This is a genomic window from Bifidobacterium sp. LH_424, assembly GCF_056356895.1.
Window position 1 is genome coordinate 23,930 of record NZ_JBKEVC010000003.1, and the last position, 17,967, is coordinate 41,896.

Annotated in this window: 10 protein-coding genes and 3 tRNA genes; 4 read left to right on the forward strand and 9 right to left on the reverse strand. The window is 65.5% G+C overall.

The window, feature by feature from the left end; genetic code table 11:
* Nucleotides 1-48: 48 nt before the first annotated feature.
* The 4 genes from AC1AYP_RS04145 to guaA all read right to left on the reverse strand — a co-directional run bounded on the left by AC1AYP_RS04145 (nt 49) and on the right by guaA (nt 4,951).
* A tRNA-Gln gene (locus AC1AYP_RS04145) sits at nt 49-119 on the reverse strand.
* Nucleotides 120-160: 41 nt separating this feature from the next.
* Nucleotides 161-1,180 carry a ribose-phosphate diphosphokinase gene (locus AC1AYP_RS04150; RefSeq protein WP_476502184.1) on the reverse strand — a complete coding sequence of 340 codons (1,020 nt, stop codon included), beginning with the start codon at nt 1,178-1,180 and terminating at the stop codon, nt 161-163.
* A 94-nt stretch (nt 1,181-1,274) separates the two neighbouring features.
* Nucleotides 1,275-3,068 (reverse strand): acyltransferase family protein, encoded by a 1,794-nt coding sequence (locus AC1AYP_RS04155; RefSeq protein ID WP_476546821.1) that lies wholly within the window; start codon nt 3,066-3,068, stop codon nt 1,275-1,277.
* A gap of 320 nt (nt 3,069-3,388) precedes the next feature.
* Nucleotides 3,389-4,951: a glutamine-hydrolyzing GMP synthase gene (guaA, locus tag AC1AYP_RS04160; protein ID WP_476546824.1), complete on the reverse strand. Its 1,563-nt coding sequence runs from the start codon at nt 4,949-4,951 to the stop codon at nt 3,389-3,391.
* A gap of 458 nt (nt 4,952-5,409) precedes the next feature.
* On the opposite strand from guaA, the gene AC1AYP_RS04165 reads away from it, so the two are divergent.
* The 3 genes from AC1AYP_RS04165 (at nt 5,410) to AC1AYP_RS04175 (ending at nt 11,123) form a co-directional block, all read left to right on the forward strand.
* Complete coding sequence (locus AC1AYP_RS04165) at nt 5,410-7,887, forward strand: phosphoketolase (RefSeq protein ID WP_034526492.1); 2,478 nt, start codon at nt 5,410-5,412, stop codon at nt 7,885-7,887.
* A gap of 205 nt (nt 7,888-8,092) precedes the next feature.
* Nucleotides 8,093-9,763: a phosphate acetyltransferase gene (pta, locus tag AC1AYP_RS04170; protein ID WP_476502181.1), complete on the forward strand. Its 1,671-nt coding sequence runs from the start codon at nt 8,093-8,095 to the stop codon at nt 9,761-9,763.
* A 130-nt stretch (nt 9,764-9,893) separates the two neighbouring features.
* Nucleotides 9,894-11,123 (forward strand): acetate/propionate family kinase, encoded by a 1,230-nt coding sequence (locus AC1AYP_RS04175; RefSeq protein ID WP_163197983.1) that lies wholly within the window; start codon nt 9,894-9,896, stop codon nt 11,121-11,123.
* Between the two features lie 151 nt (nt 11,124-11,274).
* Here the strand turns inward: AC1AYP_RS04175 and aroA are convergent, their stop codons facing one another.
* The 3 genes from aroA to AC1AYP_RS04190 form a co-directional block, all read right to left on the reverse strand.
* Nucleotides 11,275-12,612 (reverse strand): 3-phosphoshikimate 1-carboxyvinyltransferase, encoded by a 1,338-nt coding sequence (aroA, locus tag AC1AYP_RS04180; RefSeq protein WP_476546827.1) that lies wholly within the window; start codon nt 12,610-12,612, stop codon nt 11,275-11,277.
* Nucleotides 12,613-12,660: 48 nt separating this feature from the next.
* On the reverse strand, nt 12,661-13,797 hold the full coding sequence (locus tag AC1AYP_RS04185; protein ID WP_476546831.1) for a hypothetical protein: 1,137 nt from the start codon (nt 13,795-13,797) through the stop codon (nt 12,661-12,663).
* 162 nt (nt 13,798-13,959) lie between these two features.
* Nucleotides 13,960-15,129 carry an ABC transporter permease gene (locus AC1AYP_RS04190; RefSeq protein ID WP_476502178.1) on the reverse strand — a complete coding sequence of 390 codons (1,170 nt, stop codon included), beginning with the start codon at nt 15,127-15,129 and terminating at the stop codon, nt 13,960-13,962.
* Nucleotides 15,130-15,202: 73 nt separating this feature from the next.
* Between AC1AYP_RS04190 and AC1AYP_RS04195 the strand changes: the two genes are divergently transcribed.
* Nucleotides 15,203-15,276 (forward strand) — tRNA-Pro (locus tag AC1AYP_RS04195).
* A 289-nt stretch (nt 15,277-15,565) separates the two neighbouring features.
* Here the strand turns inward: AC1AYP_RS04195 and AC1AYP_RS04200 are convergent.
* A tRNA-Leu gene (locus AC1AYP_RS04200) sits at nt 15,566-15,653 on the reverse strand.
* Nucleotides 15,654-15,769: 116 nt separating this feature from the next.
* Nucleotides 15,770-17,911 (reverse strand): glycogen debranching protein GlgX, encoded by a 2,142-nt coding sequence (gene glgX / locus AC1AYP_RS04205; protein ID WP_034526477.1) that lies wholly within the window; start codon nt 17,909-17,911, stop codon nt 15,770-15,772.
* Nucleotides 17,912-17,967 lie beyond the last annotated feature (56 nt).

Sequence of the window (17,967 nt, forward strand, 5' to 3'; positions counted from 1 at the left end):
TAGACGGCCGCCCGGATGTGCCGGACGGCCGTCTGCGCGGTGTAGGCGTTCCCCCACCTGGATTCGAACCAAGACAAAGGGTTCCAAAGGCCCGTGTGCTGCCATTACACCATGGGGGACCGGCGGCGTTCGCCGCCAAGTGTTTATTTATACCATAAGGTCAGGCGAAAAGGAAACCCTGGCCATGGTGCTCGGGGTACGTGTCGAACAGCTCGGCCACGGAGCCGTCCTCGAACACGGCGCGGATGGCGCCGGCGAGCAGCGGGGCGATGGACAGGACGGTCAGTCCGTCCCAGCGCTTCTCCTCGGGGATCGGCACGGTGTCGGTGAGGACGACCTCGCGGGCGCCGCTCTCCTTGAGGCGTTCGACGGCGGGACCGGACAGCACGCCGTGCGTGGCGACCACGGTGACGGACTTCGCACCGGCCTCGCGCAGCACCTTGCATGCGCCGGCGATCGTGCCGGCGGTGTCGATGAGGTCGTCGACGAGCACGCAGTCCTTGCCCTTGACGTCGCCGACGACGCGGTTGGCGACGGCCTGGTTCGGACGGGTGATGTCGCGGGTCTTGTGCACGAAGGCGAGCGGGCCGCCGCCGAGGCGCTGCGCCCACTGCTCGGCGACGCGGATGCGGCCGGCGTCCGGGGAGACGACGGCGACGTTGTCGAGCTGGCCCTGGAAACGGTCGCGGATGTAGTCGACGAGCACCGGCATGGCGATGAGATGGTCGACGGGACCGTCGAAGAAGCCCTGGGACTGCGCGGCGTGCAGGTCGACGGACATGATGCGGTCGGCACCGGCGGTCTTGAGCAGATCGAAGATGAGGCGGCAGGAGATGGGCTCGCGGCCGCGGTGCTTCTTGTCCTGACGGGAGTAGCCGAGCAGCGGGCAGACGGCGGTGATGGAGCGGGCGGAGGCGCGCTTCAACGCGTCGATCATGATGAGCTGCTCCATGATCGCCTTGTTGATCGGCTGGTAATGGCTTTGCAGCACGAACACGTCGGCGCCGCGGACCGATTCGGTGTAGCGCACGTACATCTCGCCGTTCGCGAAGTCGTATGCGGTGGTTTCGAGCACGTCGATGCCGAGCTGGTCGGCGACGTCCTGCGCGAGTTTCGGATGAATCCTTCCCGTGACGAGAATAAGGTTCTTGTCGGGCTTCCCTTCGAGGATTGCGCTCACCGTATCTCCCAAACGTTGTTTGCAGTTATCAATGGACGAAAACTAAGTGTAATGGCCATAGCCGACCTGCTCCGCGGGCACGCGTCGCGCGGGTTCAGTGCCCGGCGGCGATCCATGCGTCGATGGACCGTCGGATGGCCTGCGCGTAGATGTCGCCGCCGTCGGGGTGGATGCCGTCCGCGGCGAGGTGGTCGGCGTTGGCGGTGGCCATCGCGTCCCAGTCGGCGACGAGCACGTTGCCGGGATGCCCGGCGGCGAAGTCGGCGAGGAGCTGGTTGTTCGACGGGATCCACGAGCGGTCGCCATGCGCGTTGACGAGCACGAGCACCCGGTCGGGGCCGATCATGTCGAGGTAGCGGTCGAGCTGTTCGGGCGGGATGGGGCCGTTGGTCGCGAGGCCGAGCACGACCCACTGGCGCAGCCCGTCGCCTTTGCCGGACACGATGCCGATGCCGGCGAAGCTGGAGCGCGACACCTGCGCGTCGATGTCGATGCCGGGGAACACCCGCTGCATGCCTTTGGCACCGGCGAGCATGACGGAGTCGCCGATGGCGGTGATGTCGTCGCCGGCGGGCATGGTGTGCGCCGGTCTGCGCGGCGCGGGGGCCTGGGCGCGGCCGAGCGCCCGTTCGGCGTCGAAGCGCGCGGCCTGCCGTTCGAGCGCGATCTCGACGGAGGTCCTTTCCGGCGCGTCCCGTACGGCGTACACGCCGCCGACGATCACGGACAGGAGGACGACGCAGGAGACGACGATGCGCACGAAGCTCCTCCAGGTGACGAAGCCCAGGGGGACGACGATCGAGGCGACGCCGCCGACCGCCGCGGGACGTTCGACGAGGATCCACGAGACGGCGGTGGCGAGGATGGCGACGGCGAGCGTGACCGGCAGCACCCATGGACGCATGTCCCGTCCGGGCGCGAGACGCGGCAGCGCGGCGGAGACGATGAGCCACACCGGCCAATGCCAGAGATACAGGCCGTAGGAGTAACGGCCGAGGAGGGCGAGCGGGCGGAACACGAACTGGGACTGCATCCACGAATCGGTCTGCACGGTGCCGGCGATGAGCAGCACGGCGAGCACGCTGGCGAGCGGAATGCCCCATCGGAACGCGTCGGCGCCCTGGTCGCCGCGGAAGGCCATGTCGATGAGCGCGATCGCGGCGATGAAGGCGACGGCGGGCGCGAGGACGCGCCGGGCGCGCACGATCCACGGCAGACGGTCGCCGGTGGCGACGCGGCGGTTCGCGACGATCCAGGCGAGGGCGACGCCCAGCATGAAGCCGGTGGCGTGCGTGTCGGTGCCGAAGTAGACGCGCGTGGGGTCGGCGCCGGGCTTGTACAGGAGGTTCATCGACAGGGCGCTTCCCACGGCGAGGGCGAGGGGGGCGAGCACGGAGCAGCGGCTGCGCCGGAGGCGGTGCATGATCCATGCGAGGAGCGGCGTGACGAGGTAGAGCTGCATGAGCACGGAGACGAACCACAGGTGCCGCAGCAGCTGCGGGTTCATCTGGCCGAAGTAGCTGTTGCCGCTGGCGATGGCGTACCAGTTGTAGCACCCGAGCGCCACGGTGACGATCTGGTCGCGGATGCGGACGAGCAGGTCCCCGTCGAGCAGCCATGCGGCGGTGCAGACGGCGGGCACCATGAGCACGAGCGCCGGGTAGAGGCGCGCGAAACGCCTGGGCCAGTACTCCTCGAGGCCGAGTCCCTCCCCCGCGTTCAACCGGGTGAACATGCCGCTCACGGCCAGGAATCCGGACACGGTGAGGAACACGTCCACGCCGTAGAATCCTCCCGGCAGCCATGACTGCTCGCAGTGATACAGGATGATGGCGATGAGGGCGAGTCCCTTGATGCCGTCCAATCCGACGAAATGCCGACGTGCCACTGTTCTTCTCTACTTCTCTTGTCTCTCGTTCTTCCCGCGTCCGCCGGGTTGTTCCCGCAAACCGCGGACAGTGACAGACTAGTAACACTCTCCCGCCGACGCGCCTTTCCCGTGTCGTCGTTCACGCCACATTCAAAAAGGCCCGGAACGTCGGAAACGTTCCGGGCCCTCTCACCTCACCGGGGAATCGCGGGATGCGTGCGGAGACCGCCGTCACCCGTGGAATCCGGTGATGCGTGCGGTAGCAAGGCGCACCGAGGGAAGGCGTACGAAGGTACGCCGACCGAGGAGCAACGCAGCTAACGCTCCATCACCGGATTTCACTCCCATTCGATGGTCGCCGGCGGCTTGGAAGTGCAGTCCAGCACGACGCGGTTGATCTGGCGGCATTCGTTGGTGATGCGGGTGGAGATGGTGGCGAGCACGTCGTAGGGGACGCGGGACCAGTCGGCGGTCATGGCGTCCTCGGAGGAGACGGGCCTGAGGACGATGGGCGAGCCGTAGGTGCGCTCGTCGCCCTGGACGCCGACGGAGTGGACGTCGGCGAGGAGGACGACGGGGCACTGCCAGATGTCGCGGTCGAGGCCGGCCTTGGTGAGCTCCTCGCGGGCGATGGCGTCGGCCTCGCGCAGGACGTCGAGGCGTTCGCGGGTGATCTCGCCGACGATGCGGATGCCGAGGCCGGGGCCGGGGAACGGCTGGCGCCAGACGATCTCGTCGGGCAGGCCGAGCTCGGTGCCGATGGCGCGGACCTCGTCCTTGAAGAGGGTGCGCAGGGGCTCGACGAGCTGGAACTTGATGTCCTTGGGCAGGCCGCCGACGTTGTGGTGGCTCTTGATGTTGGCCGCGCCGTCGCCGCCGCCGGATTCGACGACGTCCGGGTAGAGGGTGCCCTGCACGAGGAACTTCACTTCCTTGCCGCGGGCGCCGGCCTCCTCGAGGACCTGGAGCTGGGCCTTCTCGAAGGTGCGGATGAACTTCTCGCCGATGATCTTGCGCTTGCGCTCGGGCTCGGAGACGCCCTTCAAGGCGTCGAGGAAGTCGTCGGCCGCGTCGACGGTGATGAGGCGGATGCCGGTGGCCTCGACGAAGTCGTGCTTGACCTGCTCGACCTCGCCCTTCCTGAGCAGGCCGTGGTCGACGAACACGCAGGTGAGCTGGTCGCCGATGGCCTTGTGGACGAGGGCGGCGGCGACGGCGGAGTCGACGCCGCCGGACAGGCCGCAGATCACTTCGGCGTCGCCGACCTGCTCGCGGATCTTCGCGACCTGGTCCTCGATGATGGAGGAGGCGTCCCAGTCGGAGCCGAGGCCGGCGCAGTCGTGGAGGAAGGTCTCGATGAGCTTCTGTCCGAGGGGGGTGTGCTTGACCTCGGGGTGCCACTGCACGCCGTAGAGCTTGCGGGACTCGTCGGCCATGGCGGCGACGGGCGCGCCCTCGGTGTGGGCGAGGACCTCGAAGCCGGCGGGCGCGGTCTTGACGGCGACGCCGTGGCTCATCCACGTGCTCTGCTCGGCCGGGGAGCCGGCGAGGATGGCGTCGGCGTGGTCGATCGCGGTCTCGGTCTTGCCGTATTCGCCGAGGGCGGCCTTGTCGACGTCGGCGCCGAGGGCGTAGGCCATGGCCTGGAAGCCGTAGCAGATGCCGAGCACGGGCACGCCCGCCTCGAAGAGCTTCTTGTCGACGCGCGGGGCGCCGGGCTCGAAGACGGAGGCCGGGCCGCCGGAGAGGATGATCGCCTTCGGATCCTTGGCCAGCATCTCGTCGACGGGCATCGAGTGGGGCACGAGTTCGGAGTAGACGTTGGCCTCTCGGACGCGACGGGCGATGAGCTGGGCGTACTGGGCGCCGAAGTCGACGACGAGCACAGGACCTGTTGCCATGGATGTTCCCCTAACGTTTATCGGGATGTAACTTGATGACTTGCCGGACCATTATCCCCGTCCAACGAGACAAGGGGAAAAGGCCGTTTTCATGTGCGGAAAACGCACTTCCTTCACATGCCGGCACGGCCAACACGCCGGGAGTGAACATAACGAAACGAACGTGCCCCATCGCGCGAAAAGCGTTGTTTCCATTGATATTCCAACGTTTTCATTTCGTCTTGCCGCATTTTTGATGCGCACAATCGCACGGGCAATTCACACAAAACCAGCAAAAATCGAAACAATTCCGAACACACCCGCAAGAAATCGTTCAAAAGTCGTGTTGTCCTCGTACCATAACGAGTGATTGGGAGCGGAAACCGCATAACCGCAAGGCTGTACGGCACCGCGACCGAGTGGAAATAATCAATCGCGCGACGATCGCACGATCGGCGCGCAGGAGTACAGGAGTACACATGACGAGTCCTGTTATTGGCACCCCTTGGAAGAAGCTGAACGCTCCGGTTTCCGAGGAGGCCCTCGAAGGCGTTGACAAGTACTGGCGCGTTGCCAACTACCTCTCCATCGGCCAGATCTACCTGCGTAGCAACCCGCTGATGAAGGAGCCCTTCACCCGCGAGGACGTCAAGCACCGTCTGGTCGGCCACTGGGGCACCACCCCGGGCCTGAACTTCCTGATCGGCCACATCAACCGCTTCATCGCCGACCACGGCCAGAACACCGTGATCATCATGGGCCCGGGCCACGGCGGCCCGGCCGGCACCTCGCAGTCCTACCTGGACGGCACCTACACCGAGACCTTCCCGAAGATCACCAAGGACGAAGCCGGTCTTCAGAAGTTCTTCCGCCAGTTCTCCTACCCGGGCGGCATCCCGTCCCACTTCGCTCCGGAGACCCCGGGCTCCATCCACGAGGGTGGCGAGCTGGGTTACGCCCTGTCCCACGCCTACGGCGCCATCATGGACAACCCGAGCCTGTTCGTCCCGGCCATCGTCGGCGACGGTGAGGCCGAGACCGGCCCGCTGGCCACCGGCTGGCAGTCCAACAAGCTCGTGAACCCGCGCACCGACGGCATCGTGCTGCCGATCCTGCACCTCAACGGCTACAAGATCGCCAACCCGACCATCCTGTCCCGCATCTCCGACGAGGAGCTCCACGAGTTCTTCCACGGCATGGGCTACGAGCCGTACGAGTTCGTCGCCGGCTTCGACGATGAGGACCACATGTCCATCCACCGTCGCTTCGCCGAGCTCTTCGAGTCCATCTGGGACGAGATCTGCGACATCAAGTCCGCGGCCAACACCGACAACGTGCACCGTCCGTTCTACCCGATGCTGATCTTCCGCACCCCGAAGGGCTGGACCTGCCCGAAGTACATCGACGGCAAGAAGACCGAGGGCTCCTGGCGTTCCCACCAGGTGCCGCTGGCCTCCGCCCGCGACACCGAGGCCCACTTCGAGGTCCTCAAGAACTGGCTCGAGTCCTACAAGCCGGAGGAGCTGTTCGACGAGAACGGCGCCGTCAAGGACGATGTCCTCGCCTTCATGCCGAAGGGCGAGCTGCGTATCGGTGCCAACCCGAACGCCAACGGTGGTGTCATCCGCGACGACCTGAAGCTCCCGAACCTCGAGGACTACGCCGTCAAGGAAGTCGAGAAGTACGGCCACGGCTGGGGCCAGCTCGAGGCCACCCGTCGTCTGGGCGTCTACACCCGCGACATCATCAAGAACAACCCGCACGACTTCCGCATCTTCGGACCGGATGAGACCGCCTCCAACCGTCTGCAGGCCTCCTACGAGGTCACCAACAAGCAGTGGGACGCCGGCTACATCTCCGACGAGGTCGACGAGCACATGCACGTCTCCGGCCAGGTCGTCGAGCAGCTGTCCGAGCACCAGATGGAAGGCTTCCTGGAGGGCTACCTGCTCACCGGTCGCCACGGCATCTGGAGCTCCTACGAGTCCTTCGTGCACGTGATCGACTCCATGCTCAACCAGCACGCCAAGTGGCTCGAGGCCACCGTTCGTGAGATCCCGTGGCGCAAGCCGATCGCGTCCATGAACCTGCTGGTCTCCTCCCACGTCTGGCGCCAGGACCACAACGGCTTCTCGCACCAGGATCCGGGTGTCACCTCCCTGCTGCTGAACAAGTGCTTCCACAACGACCACGTCATCGGCATCTACTTCGCCACCGATGCGAACATGCTGCTGGCCATCGCCGAGAAGTGCTACAAGTCCACCAACAAGATCAACGCCATCATCGCCGGCAAGCAGCCGGCCGCCACCTGGCTGTCCCTCGACGAGGCTCGCGCCGAGCTCGAGAAGGGTGCCGCCGCTTGGGATTGGGCCTCCACCGCGAAGTCCAACGATGAGGCCGAGATCGTGCTTGCCGCCGCCGGCGATGTCCCGACCCAGGAGATCATGGCCGCCTCCGACAAGCTCAAGGCCATGGGCATCAAGTTCAAGGTCGTCAACGTGGTGGACCTGCTCGCTCTGCAGTCCGCCAAGGAGAACGACGAGGCCCTGTCCGACGAGGAGTTCGCCGACATCTTCACCGCCGACAAGCCGGTGCTGTTCGCGTACCACTCCTACGCCCACGACGTGCGCGGCCTGATCTACGATCGTCCGAACCACGACAACTTCAACGTCCACGGCTACGAGGAGGAAGGCTCCACCACCACGCCGTACGACATGGTTCGCGTGAACGAGATCGATCGTTACGAGCTGACCGCCGAGGCCCTGCGCATGATCGACGCCGACAAGTACGCCGATGAGATCAAGAAGCTCGAGGACTTCCGTCTGGAAGCCTTCCAGTTCGCGGTCGACAACGGCTACGATCACCCGGACTACACCGACTGGGTGTACTCCGGCCTGAACACCTCCGAGAAGGGCGCCATCACCGCCACCGCCGCCACCGCCGGCGACAACGAGTGACGCGCCGCCTCTCCACGAGGTGATCGCATCCCGTAAGGGCTGAATGGGGCCCGGGTTCCATACCCGGGCCCCATTCGTATATTCCGACGCATTCTCCCGCAACTTTCCGCGAATTTCACGGCAACACGTGCGTGAACGATAACAAGCGCCGCTACAATGAGGGGTGGCTACATCCGCACTGAATCATCAAAGGAGACTGACACCAGTGACCGTCACCCGTGTATACATCGCAAGCCCCGAGGGCGCCAATGGCCGCAACGTCGTCGCATACGGCGTCCTCAACGCGCTGACCTCCAAGTACAAGACGATGGTGTTCCGCCCCGCCGTGTCCAACCACGACCACTTCACCCCGGTGCTGCTCGCCGCCTCGAACGCGGGCCTCGGCGTCGCCCTGTCCACCGGACTCGACATCCACAAGGTGCGCGCCGACAAGGAGACCGCCCGCGGCGACATCGTCGGGGCCTTCAACGACGCCCTCGCCGTCTCCCGCGCGGACGCGGCGCTCATCGTCGGCACCGACAAGTCGCACGTCAACGATCCGACCACCTACGAGTTCAACGCGAACGTCGCCGCCGACCTGCAGGCCGGCGTGTTCCTCTCCATCTGCACCATCGACCGTTGGCCGGACGAGCTGGACGAGACCGTGAAGCTGTCCATCGAAGGCATGGAGGCCGCCGGCAACAAGGTGCTCGGCATCTTCGTGACCGGCTGCGAGCCGCGTCACGCGTTCTCCGTCAAGCAGACCCTCGCCAAGTACGGCCTGCCCGTGTGGACGATCCCGCAGGTGCCGTTCACCGACGAGGACAACAAGACGCTGGCGCTCGAGACCTTCCGCGCGAACGCCCCCACCGAGGAGGTGCTCGCCGCGCTCGACGTGGACGACGACTTCCCGATCACCCCCTACGCGTTCCAGTACGGCCTGATCGGCAAGGCCAAGACGAACAAGAAGACGATTGTCCTGCCTGAGGGCGAGGAGGACCGCATCATCAAGGCGGCCGACTTCCTGCTCGAGCGCGAGGCCGTGAACCTCATCATCGTCGGCGAGAAGGACGCCATCCTCGCCCGCGGCAAGGAGCTCGGGCTCAAGTACCTCGACCGCGCCCGTTTCCAGTCCATGGACGACGAGGAGATCCTCAAGCCGATGGTCGAGAAGCTGTGCGAGCTGCGCGCCAAGAAGGGCATGACCGAGGAGCAGGCCCGCAAGCAGCTCAAGGACGCCAGCTACTTCGGCACCATGCTCGTCGTGCTCGGCCAGGCCGACGGCCTGGTCTCCGGTTCCGTCAACTCCACCGCCAACACGGTGCGCCCGGCCCTGCAGGTCATCAAGACCAAGCCCGGCCAGAAGCTCGTCTCCGGCGCGTTCCTCATGTGCTTCAAGGACCACGTGGCCGTGTTCGCCGACTGCGCCATCAACCTGAACCCGACCGCCGAGCAGCTCGCCGAGATCGCCATCCAGTCGGCGGCGACCGCCAAGTCGTTCGGCATCGACCCGAAGGTCGGCATGCTCTCCTACTCCACGCTCGGCTCCGGCAAGGGCCCGGACGTCGACGTCGTCGAGGAGGCCACGAAGCTCGTCAAGGAGAAGGCCCCGGACCTGCCGGTCGTCGGCTCCATCCAGTTCGACGCCGCCTGGTCGCCCACCGTGGCCGCCACGAAGGCCAAGGGCAACGACGTCGCCGGCCACGTCAACGTGTTCGTGTTCCCCGACCTGTGCGCCGGCAACATCGCGTACAAGGCCGTGCAGCGCTCCTCCGGGGCGCTCGCCATCGGCCCGGTGCTGCAGGGCCTCAACAAGCCGGTCAACGATCTGAGCCGCGGCGCGCTGGTGCAGGACATCATCAACACCGTCGCCCTCACCGCCGTCACCGCGCAGTGATCCGATGAACGTCCCCACGGTCTTCCCGTCATTCGGCGGGAGGACCGTGTCTTGTAGCAAGCAACGAGTAATCTAAACACTTGGAAAGCCGTGTTTCACGGTACGACAACCACAATGGAGGATGCCCACAATGGCGAAAACCGTCCTTGTCATCAATTCCGGCTCCAGCTCGATCAAGTACCAGCTGGTGGACCTCGAGACCGGCGAGGGTCTCGCTTCCGGCCTCGTCGAGAAGATCGGCGAGCCGATCGACGGCCACTACAAGCACGAGTACAACGGCGAGAAGCATGAACTCGAGGAGCCGATCCACGACCACGAGCAGGGTCTGAAGCGTGTCCTCGGCTTCTTCGAGGAGTACGGCCCGAAGCTGTCCGACGCGGGCATCGTCGCCGTCGGCCACCGTGTCGTCCAGGGCGGCTCCCTCTTCCCGAAGCCGGCCCTCGTCACCGACAAGACCATCAACCAGGTCAAGGATCTGGCCGTCCTCGCCCCGCTGCACAACGGCCCTGAGGCCAAGGGCGCCGAGGTCATGCGCTCCCTGCTGCCGGACGTGCCGCAGATCTTCGTCTTCGATTCCTCCTTCTTCTTCCAGCTGCCGAAGGCCGCCAGCACCTACGCGCTGAACAAGGAGATCGCCGACCAGTACCACATCCGCCGCTACGGTGCCCACGGCACCTCCCACGAGTTCATCTCCTCCGTGGTGCCCGAGGTCGTCGGCAAGCCGGCCGAGGGTCTCAAGCAGATCGTCCTGCACATCGGCAACGGCGCCTCCGCCTCCGCCGAGGTGTCCGGCAAGCCGGTCGAGACCTCCATGGGCCTCACCCCGCTCGAAGGCCTCGTCATGGGCGGCCGCACCGGCGACATCGACCCGGCCGTGGTCTTCCACCTGATCCGCAACGCCCACATGAACGTGGACGAGCTGGACGCCCTGTTCAACAAGCGCTCCGGCATGACCGGCATGACCGGCTTCGGCGATCTGCGCGAGGTCCACCGTCTGGTGGCCGAGGGCAACGAGGACGCCAAGCTGGCCCTCGACGTCTACGTGCACCGCATCGTGAGCTACATCGGCAACTACACCTACCAGATGGGCGGCTGCGATGTCATCACCTTCACCGCCGGCGTCGGCGAGAACGATGACATCGTGCGCAAGATGGTGTGCGACAAGCTCGCCCCGTTCGGCGTGAAGCTGGACGAGGAGAAGAACGCGACCCGCTCCAAGGAGCCGCGCATCATCTCCACCCCGGATTCCTCCGTGGTCATCGCCGTCATCCCGACGAACGAGGAGCTGGCCATCGCCCGCAAGTCCGCCGCCATCGCCGAGGCCGGCGAGGACACCTACGGCAACAAGTTCGCCAAGTGAGTCCCGTCGCCTAGGCCCGCCTAGGTCCGTCCGACCGGTCGCCTAGACCGTGGGACGGATTGATACGGCATACGGGAAGGCCCCTGATCTCCATCATCATGGAGGTCAGGGGCCTTCCCGTATTCGATTCGCTTCCGGGCTGTCTCGACGGCTACTCCCCCAGCAGCCCCCGCCACATACCCGTGAAATCGGGCAGCGTCTTGCGCGTGGTCTCCACGTCGACTACGAGCACGCCGGGCACCGCCAATCCGATCATCGCGGCGAACGTGGCCATGCGATGATCGGCGTAGGACTCCATCACCGCGCCGTGCAGGTCGCCGCGCGGCACCGGCGTAATCGCGATGCCGTCGGGCAGCTCCTCGGCCTCGCCGCCGATCCGCCTGATCTCGGTGACGAGCGCCTCCAGACGGTTCGTCTCATGGCCGCGCAGATGTCCGATGCCGATCATGCGCGTCGGCGCGTCGGCGAATACGAGAATCGCGGCGAGCGACGGCGCGATCTCGCCGGCCGCCGTCAGATCGAAATCGCCGAGACCGCGGATCGTGCCGTCGGACGTGACCTGGCAGTAGCGCACGCCGTCCTCCTCGGGAAAGGCGACGGTCGCACCCATGCGCTCCAGATAGCCGGGCAGGAGACCGCCCGGCTGCGTGGTCTCGACCGGCCAATGCGGCACGCGCACGGTGCCGCCGGCGATGAGCGCCGCGCCGAGGAACGGCGCCGCGTTCGACAGATCCGGCTCGACGACGACGCGCTCCGGCAGCTGCAGCGCGTGCGGCGCGACGGTCCACACGCGTGCCGCCTCGTCGGCCGAGGCCGCTCCCCCGGCGCCGTTCACGTCGGCGACGGTCATGCGGATGTGCGGCAGGCTCGGCGTCTTCTTCCCCGTATGCGTGAGCGTGAGACCGCCCGGCAGACGCGATCCGACGAGCAGCAGACCGGAGATGAACTGCGACGATCCGGACGCGTCGATGGACACGTGCGCGGCTTCGGCGGGAAGCGCGGCGGGCGGCGTGACGGTGAACGGCAGGAAGCCTTCCTCGCCATGGTATTCGACCGTCGCACCCAACTGCTCCAATCCGTCGAGCACCGGCTTCATCGGGCGTGCATACGCCTGCTCGTCGCCGTCGAACCGCACCGGGGCGTCGGCGAACAGGGCGAGTCCGGGCACGAAGCGCATCACCGTGCCGGCGAGTCCGCAGTATACGTCCACGTTGCCATGGAAGCGTCCGTCGGCGGGCGGTGTGACGGTGACGGTCGTCTCATTGCCCGGGTCGACGGCGCAGGTCACGCCGAGCGCCTCCAACGCGCCCATCATCAGTTCGGTGTCGCGCGAGCGCAACAGGCCGACGAGCGTGACCGGTTTCTTCCCCAATGCGGCGAGAATCAGATACCGGTTGGACAGGGATTTGCTGCCGGGAATAGTGACGACGGCATGCAACGGGCCGTCCGCCTTCGGCGCGGCCCACAGGTTCTTCTGCGATTCACTCATGCCACCATCGTATCGGCATCATGGCCGAACCGCGTGGATGCGTCCGTCTTACTTGGAGCGCTCCTCATACCCCTGTTTGAGCACGTCGTTGAGCTTCTGCAGCAGCGTGGACGGATTCGCGTTCTCACGCGACTGGCGCAGCTTGTCCTGGAAGTCGTTAATCGCGCCCGACGAGGCGTCGAGGTCGACCAGCTGCGCGGACAGCGTCTGGAGCTGCTGCGCCTGGTCCGAACCCGAGCTGATGGCCGAGATGTCGCCGAGCGCCTTGATCTGGTCGACCACGGCGGCCATCTGGTCGAGCGACTGGGTGAGCGTGCCGGAGAATTCGGAGACGACCTTCGCCTTCGCCTTCGCCAACGATTCCGTCGACGTACGGCAGGAGGCGATGTACTGCTCGTATTGGGCGGTGAAGTCGCTGTCGTACACGGTGCCGCTCGGCGTGTTCCCGCAGGCGTCGTTCATCGTGGACAACGCCTGGGCCGAATCCGCGAGATTGGCGGACATGTCGGCGAACCGGTTCGCCTGGCGCACATAGGAGGCGTAGGCGGCGGCGACGTCCGTGTCCCTGTTGGCCCTGAGATCGGCGAACGACGCCGCGGATTCACGCAGCTTCGCGGCCTGCGTCTTGAGTGCGCTCACCTTGTCCGCATCGTAGCCGACACCCTGCGTATAGAGGAATCCGAGCGCGTCGTCGATGGCGGCCGAGGTCTTCTCGTATTGGCGCTGCATCGCCACCGTGCGTTTCGTTCCGGCCGAATAATCGGAGGCGCGCACCGAACCGAACGGACGGACGACGACGAGCGTGACGATCAGGGCGATGACCACGACGACCGCGGCGGCCACGCCGATCATCGCGACGGCCGGCGGGCGGCGACGCGGCAGTTCGACGGGAGCCACCAGCGTATCGAAATCGGGGGCTTCGAGCGGATCGCGCGGAACGTCGTCGGAAGCGGGTCCGGCGGATTCCGCATCGCCGGTCACGGCAGGGGCCGTGGCGGGAACATCCGCGGGAACATCCGCGGAAACGTCCGCAAAATCGCCCGTAGGCGCGTCCGCCGCGGGACCGCCCGCGATGAAGGAACCGTCATCCGCCGCGTCCGCGCCGAGAGGCGGGATGACCGTCGTCTCCTCACCGTGGTGCTGCATGTCCTCGGAGGAGCCTTCACCCTGCTTGTCGTCGGTCATACCTTCTCCCTCTGTCTGGCGGGTGGCGGGGGACGCCGCGAAGACGCGGCGGCGCGTTCATGCGATTGCGCAAAGCAAGTGTACTGGTGAGAGAAGACGGCCATGTATCATGCGCGCCGTACATACGGACCCGCGCATACGGCCCGTCATGCGCCGGCGTCGTCAGCGGTCGGAGGCGATGCGGGACTCCGGCATGTCCGCCCTGCGCGCCGCCTGTTCGGCGGTCTGCGCGTGCACGAGCTCCATGGCGACGCGATCGGCCTCGATGGCGGCGATCTGCCGCGAGAACACGATGAACCAGCCGAGGAACAGCATGCCGGCGAGCGCCTCCACGTTGGTGAGCGTGTTGCGGCCGAGCATCATGTTCCCCCAGAATCCGGCGCACAGGAGCGCGGCCAGATCGGAGCCGACCATGACGACCCTGCTGATGCGGGGGGCGAGCCACGGCAGCAGGAGGAACAGGACGAGCATGACGAACGGCAGGCCCTTCGCGCAGATGTTGTGCATGAGGTTGTGCGGCGTGTAGCGGAACGCGCCGATGCCGATGAACGCGAGACCGGAGACGGTGAGCAGCACGGACAGCACGGCGATGCGCACGGTGAAATGCGGGATGTCGTAGCCGCGGTTCGGATCGTCGCGCGTGCGGTCGTGCCATAGTCTCATGAGCCGTTCGGTGGTGACGAGCTCGGACACGGCGAAGTAGCTGACGATGATGACGCACACGCCGGCGAGCATGAGCGTCGAGTTGAACATCGTGGCGGCGAACGTGGTGCGGTCGCCGAGCTGGGAGAAGTTGTTGTGGTACCAGTACGGGTCGTCGGTGGTGAGTCCGGCGACGCACACGCCGGAGACGACGAAGAACGGCAGGAGCGAGGCGAGGGTCTTCGCGCTCATCATCTCCGCCTGCACGAACGTCATGTAGCCGACGACGCCGGCGAACGCGGCGCATACGGACGACATGTAGCCGACGAACAGCGTGCCCATCATCTCGTTGATGGCGCCGAGCAGCGCGAACGTGGAGAGGAACGTGGTGGCCGCGTACACGACGGACAGGGCGAGCGTCTCGAACGTGCGGCGCAGCGGCACGAGCCATCCGGCCTTGAGCGTCATCGACCGCGAATGGCTCATGTATCCGGCGCAGAAGGAGAGGACCGCGCAGGCGGCGACGATGCCGGAGCATACGGAGAAGCGGCGTTGCGTGACCTGCCAGATGGCGGAAGCGTATTCGAGATACAGGTTCATGCCGACGGCACCGGCGAACGCGCACAGGATGAAGGCGACGAGTCCGCCCGTCTCGGCACGCTGGTGGCGGCCCATGCGCATCGTCTCCATGGCTCCTCCCGTTCGCGTCACGTCCACCTGTATTGTACAATGACTGATTGTGCCTGCTTCGGCGGAGTCACGACGGGCTGTAGCGCAGCTTGGTAGCGCGTCTGCTTTGGGAGCAGAATGTCGCAGGTTCAAATCCTGTCAGCCCGACCCACAGCCCTTGCTCACCCACCGGTGAGCAAGGGCTTTTTCTTTCTCTCTCCCCCGCCCGCAACTCCCATGGTGCGGCAACACAAAATCTCCATATCGGCGGAAAATGGCTGTTTGCGGCAACCGCACCATGAGGGTTTCACCGCACCATGGGGTCGCGGTCCCGGCACGGCGGCACGTTGCCACGGCGGCACGGGGCCTATGATCCCGGCACGGCAACGTCGACAACGCGGGTATCGGGTATACGGAAAAGACCCCGGGTTCCTTGGGAACCACGGGGTCTTGCCGGTGTCCGGGATGAGACTTGAACTCACACGCCTGTATAAAATAGGCACTAGCACCTCAAGCTAGCGCGTCTACCATTCCGCCACCCGGACAGGTGTTGTCTTGGCAACGAGTGAATACATTACCAGAACATGACGAATCGTCAAATCCGCGACACGCCGGTGGAGCGGAAAGACCGCCCCGCCGGCGCGCCCGTCGGGAACATCCGTCAGAAGTTGCGCGGCTGCTTCGGCTTCTCGGCGCTCATCAGCAGCATGAAGCTGCGCGACTGCGCGGTGATCGCGAACCCGGCCTCGTAGTTGAGCACGGGGCCCTTCGGGTTGTGCGTGTCGACGACGAGCTTCCACTTGCGTCCGTAGCGTTCGTCCGGAAGCGTGAACTGGATGGGCTCGTAGTGCGCGTTGAAGATGAGGATGAAGTCGTTGTCGACCATCGGGTTGCCGTAGTAGTCGAGCTCCGGGATGTTGGAGCCGTTGAGATACACCATCATCGAGAACGCATGCGTGTTCTGCCAGTCCTCCATGTCCATGATGGAGCCGGTGTGGTCGAACCATTCGACCTGCGGGATCGTCTCCGTGTCCTCCCCCGGCTCGCGTCCGGAGAAGAAGCGGCGGCGGTGCAGGACCGGATGGTCGAGCCGCAGGTGGATGAGCTTCGAGACGAACTCGAACATGTCTTCGCGGGTCTCATCCAGGTCCCAATCGGTCCACGAAATCTCGTTGTCCTGGCAGTAGGCGTTGTTGTTGCCCTGCTGCGTGCGCTCCACCTCGTCGCCGCCGCAGATCATCGGGATGCCCTGGCTGACGAGCAGCGTGGAGAACATGTTGCGGATCTGACGTTGGCGCAGCTCGTTGACGTCGCGGATCGTGGTCGGGCCTTCGACGCCGCAGTTCCACGAGCGGTTGTTGCTTTCGCCGTCGCGGTTGCCTTCGCCGTTCGCGTCGTTGTGCTTGCCGTTGTACGAGACGAGGTCGTTGAGGGTGAAGCCGTCGTGCGCGGTGATGAAGTTCACGGAGGCGACCGGTCGACGGCCGTTCATCTGGTACAGGTCGGACGAGCCCATGAGTCGCGACGCGAATTCGGGCAGCGTGGACGGCTGGGAGCGCCAGAAGTCGCGTACGGTGTCGCGGTAGCGGCCGTTCCATTCGGACCAGCTGGACGGGAAGCCGCCCACCTGGTAGCCGCCGGAGCCGAGATCCCACGGTTCGGCGATGAGCTTGACGCGGCTGATGATCGGATCCTGTTCGACGATGTCGAAGAACGCGGACAGCTTGTCGACCTCCTGGAACTGTCGGGCCAGCGTGGCGGCCAGATCGAAACGGAAGCCGTCGACGTGCATTTCGGACACCCAGTAGCGCAGCGAGTCGGTGATGAGCTGCAGGGCGTGCGGCGATCGCATGAGCAGCGAGTTGCCGGTGCCGGTAGTGTCGAAGTAGTGCCGCTGGTCGTTGTCGACGAGACGGTAGTAGGCGCGGTTGTCGATGCCCTTGAAGCTCAGCGTGGGGCCCATGTGGTTGCCTTCGGCGGTGTGGTTGTACACCACGTCGAGGATGACCTCCATGCCGGCCTGGTGGTACGCCTTGACCATCGACTTGAACTCGTTGACCTGCTGGCCGCGCTCCCCCGCCGACGAGTACGCGTTGTGCGGGGCGAAGAAGCCGATCGTGTTGTAGCCCCAGTAGTTCGACAAGCCCTTCTCCTGGAGGAACGAGTCGTTGACGAACTGGTGGATCGGCATGAGTTCGATGGCGGTCACGCCGAGCTTCTTCAGGTATTCGATGACGGTCGGGTAGGCGAGGCCCGCGTAGGTGCCGCGGATGTCCGGCGGCACGTCGCGGTTGAGGTTGGTCATGCCACGCACATGCGCCTCGTAGATCACAGAATCGTGGTACGGGATGCGCGGATGCTGGTCGTTGCCCCAGTCGAAGTACGGGTTGACGACCACGGACTTCATGGTGTGGGCGGCGGAGTCCATGTCGTTGAGCACGCCGTCGTTGTCCGGGTCGGAGAAACGGTAGGAGAACAGGCTCTCGTCGCCGTCGATGTTGCCTTCGATGGCCTTGGCGTAGGGGTCGAGGAGCAGTTTGGAAGGGTTGCACCTAAGTCCCTGGCCGGGGTCGTACGGGCCGTGCACGCGGTAGCCGTAGCGCTGGCCCGGCTGGATGCCCGGGATGTAGTTGTGCCAGACGTACGAGTTCTGCTCGGTCATCGTGATGCGCGTCTCGTTGTCGTCATCGTCGAACAGGCATAGCTCGACGCTGTCGGCCACTTGGGAGAACAGCGCGAAGTTCACGCCGGCACCGTCGTAGCTTGCGCCGTACGGATAGGTCAAACCTGGTCGTATCTGCATATTCACCAGTATCGCACCTCCATGTGTGGTGAATCGTCACCGTATATGAACAGTCG

Coding starts and splice junctions, on each gene's coding strand:
- aroA (WP_476546827.1), bottom strand. CDS start 12,612: ATGAGTGAATCGCAGAAGAACCTGTGGGCCGCGCCGAAGGCGGACGGC.
- guaA (WP_476546824.1), bottom strand. CDS start 4,951: ATGGCAACAGGTCCTGTGCTCGTCGTCGACTTCGGCGCCCAGTACGCC.
- AC1AYP_RS04175 (WP_163197983.1), top strand. CDS start 9,894: ATGGCGAAAACCGTCCTTGTCATCAATTCCGGCTCCAGCTCGATCAAG.
- AC1AYP_RS04185 (WP_476546831.1), bottom strand. CDS start 13,797: ATGACCGACGACAAGCAGGGTGAAGGCTCCTCCGAGGACATGCAGCAC.
- glgX (WP_034526477.1), bottom strand. CDS start 17,911: ATGCAGATACGACCAGGTTTGACCTATCCGTACGGCGCAAGCTACGAC.
- AC1AYP_RS04165 (WP_034526492.1), top strand. CDS start 5,410: ATGACGAGTCCTGTTATTGGCACCCCTTGGAAGAAGCTGAACGCTCCG.
- AC1AYP_RS04190 (WP_476502178.1), bottom strand. CDS start 15,129: ATGGAGACGATGCGCATGGGCCGCCACCAGCGTGCCGAGACGGGCGGA.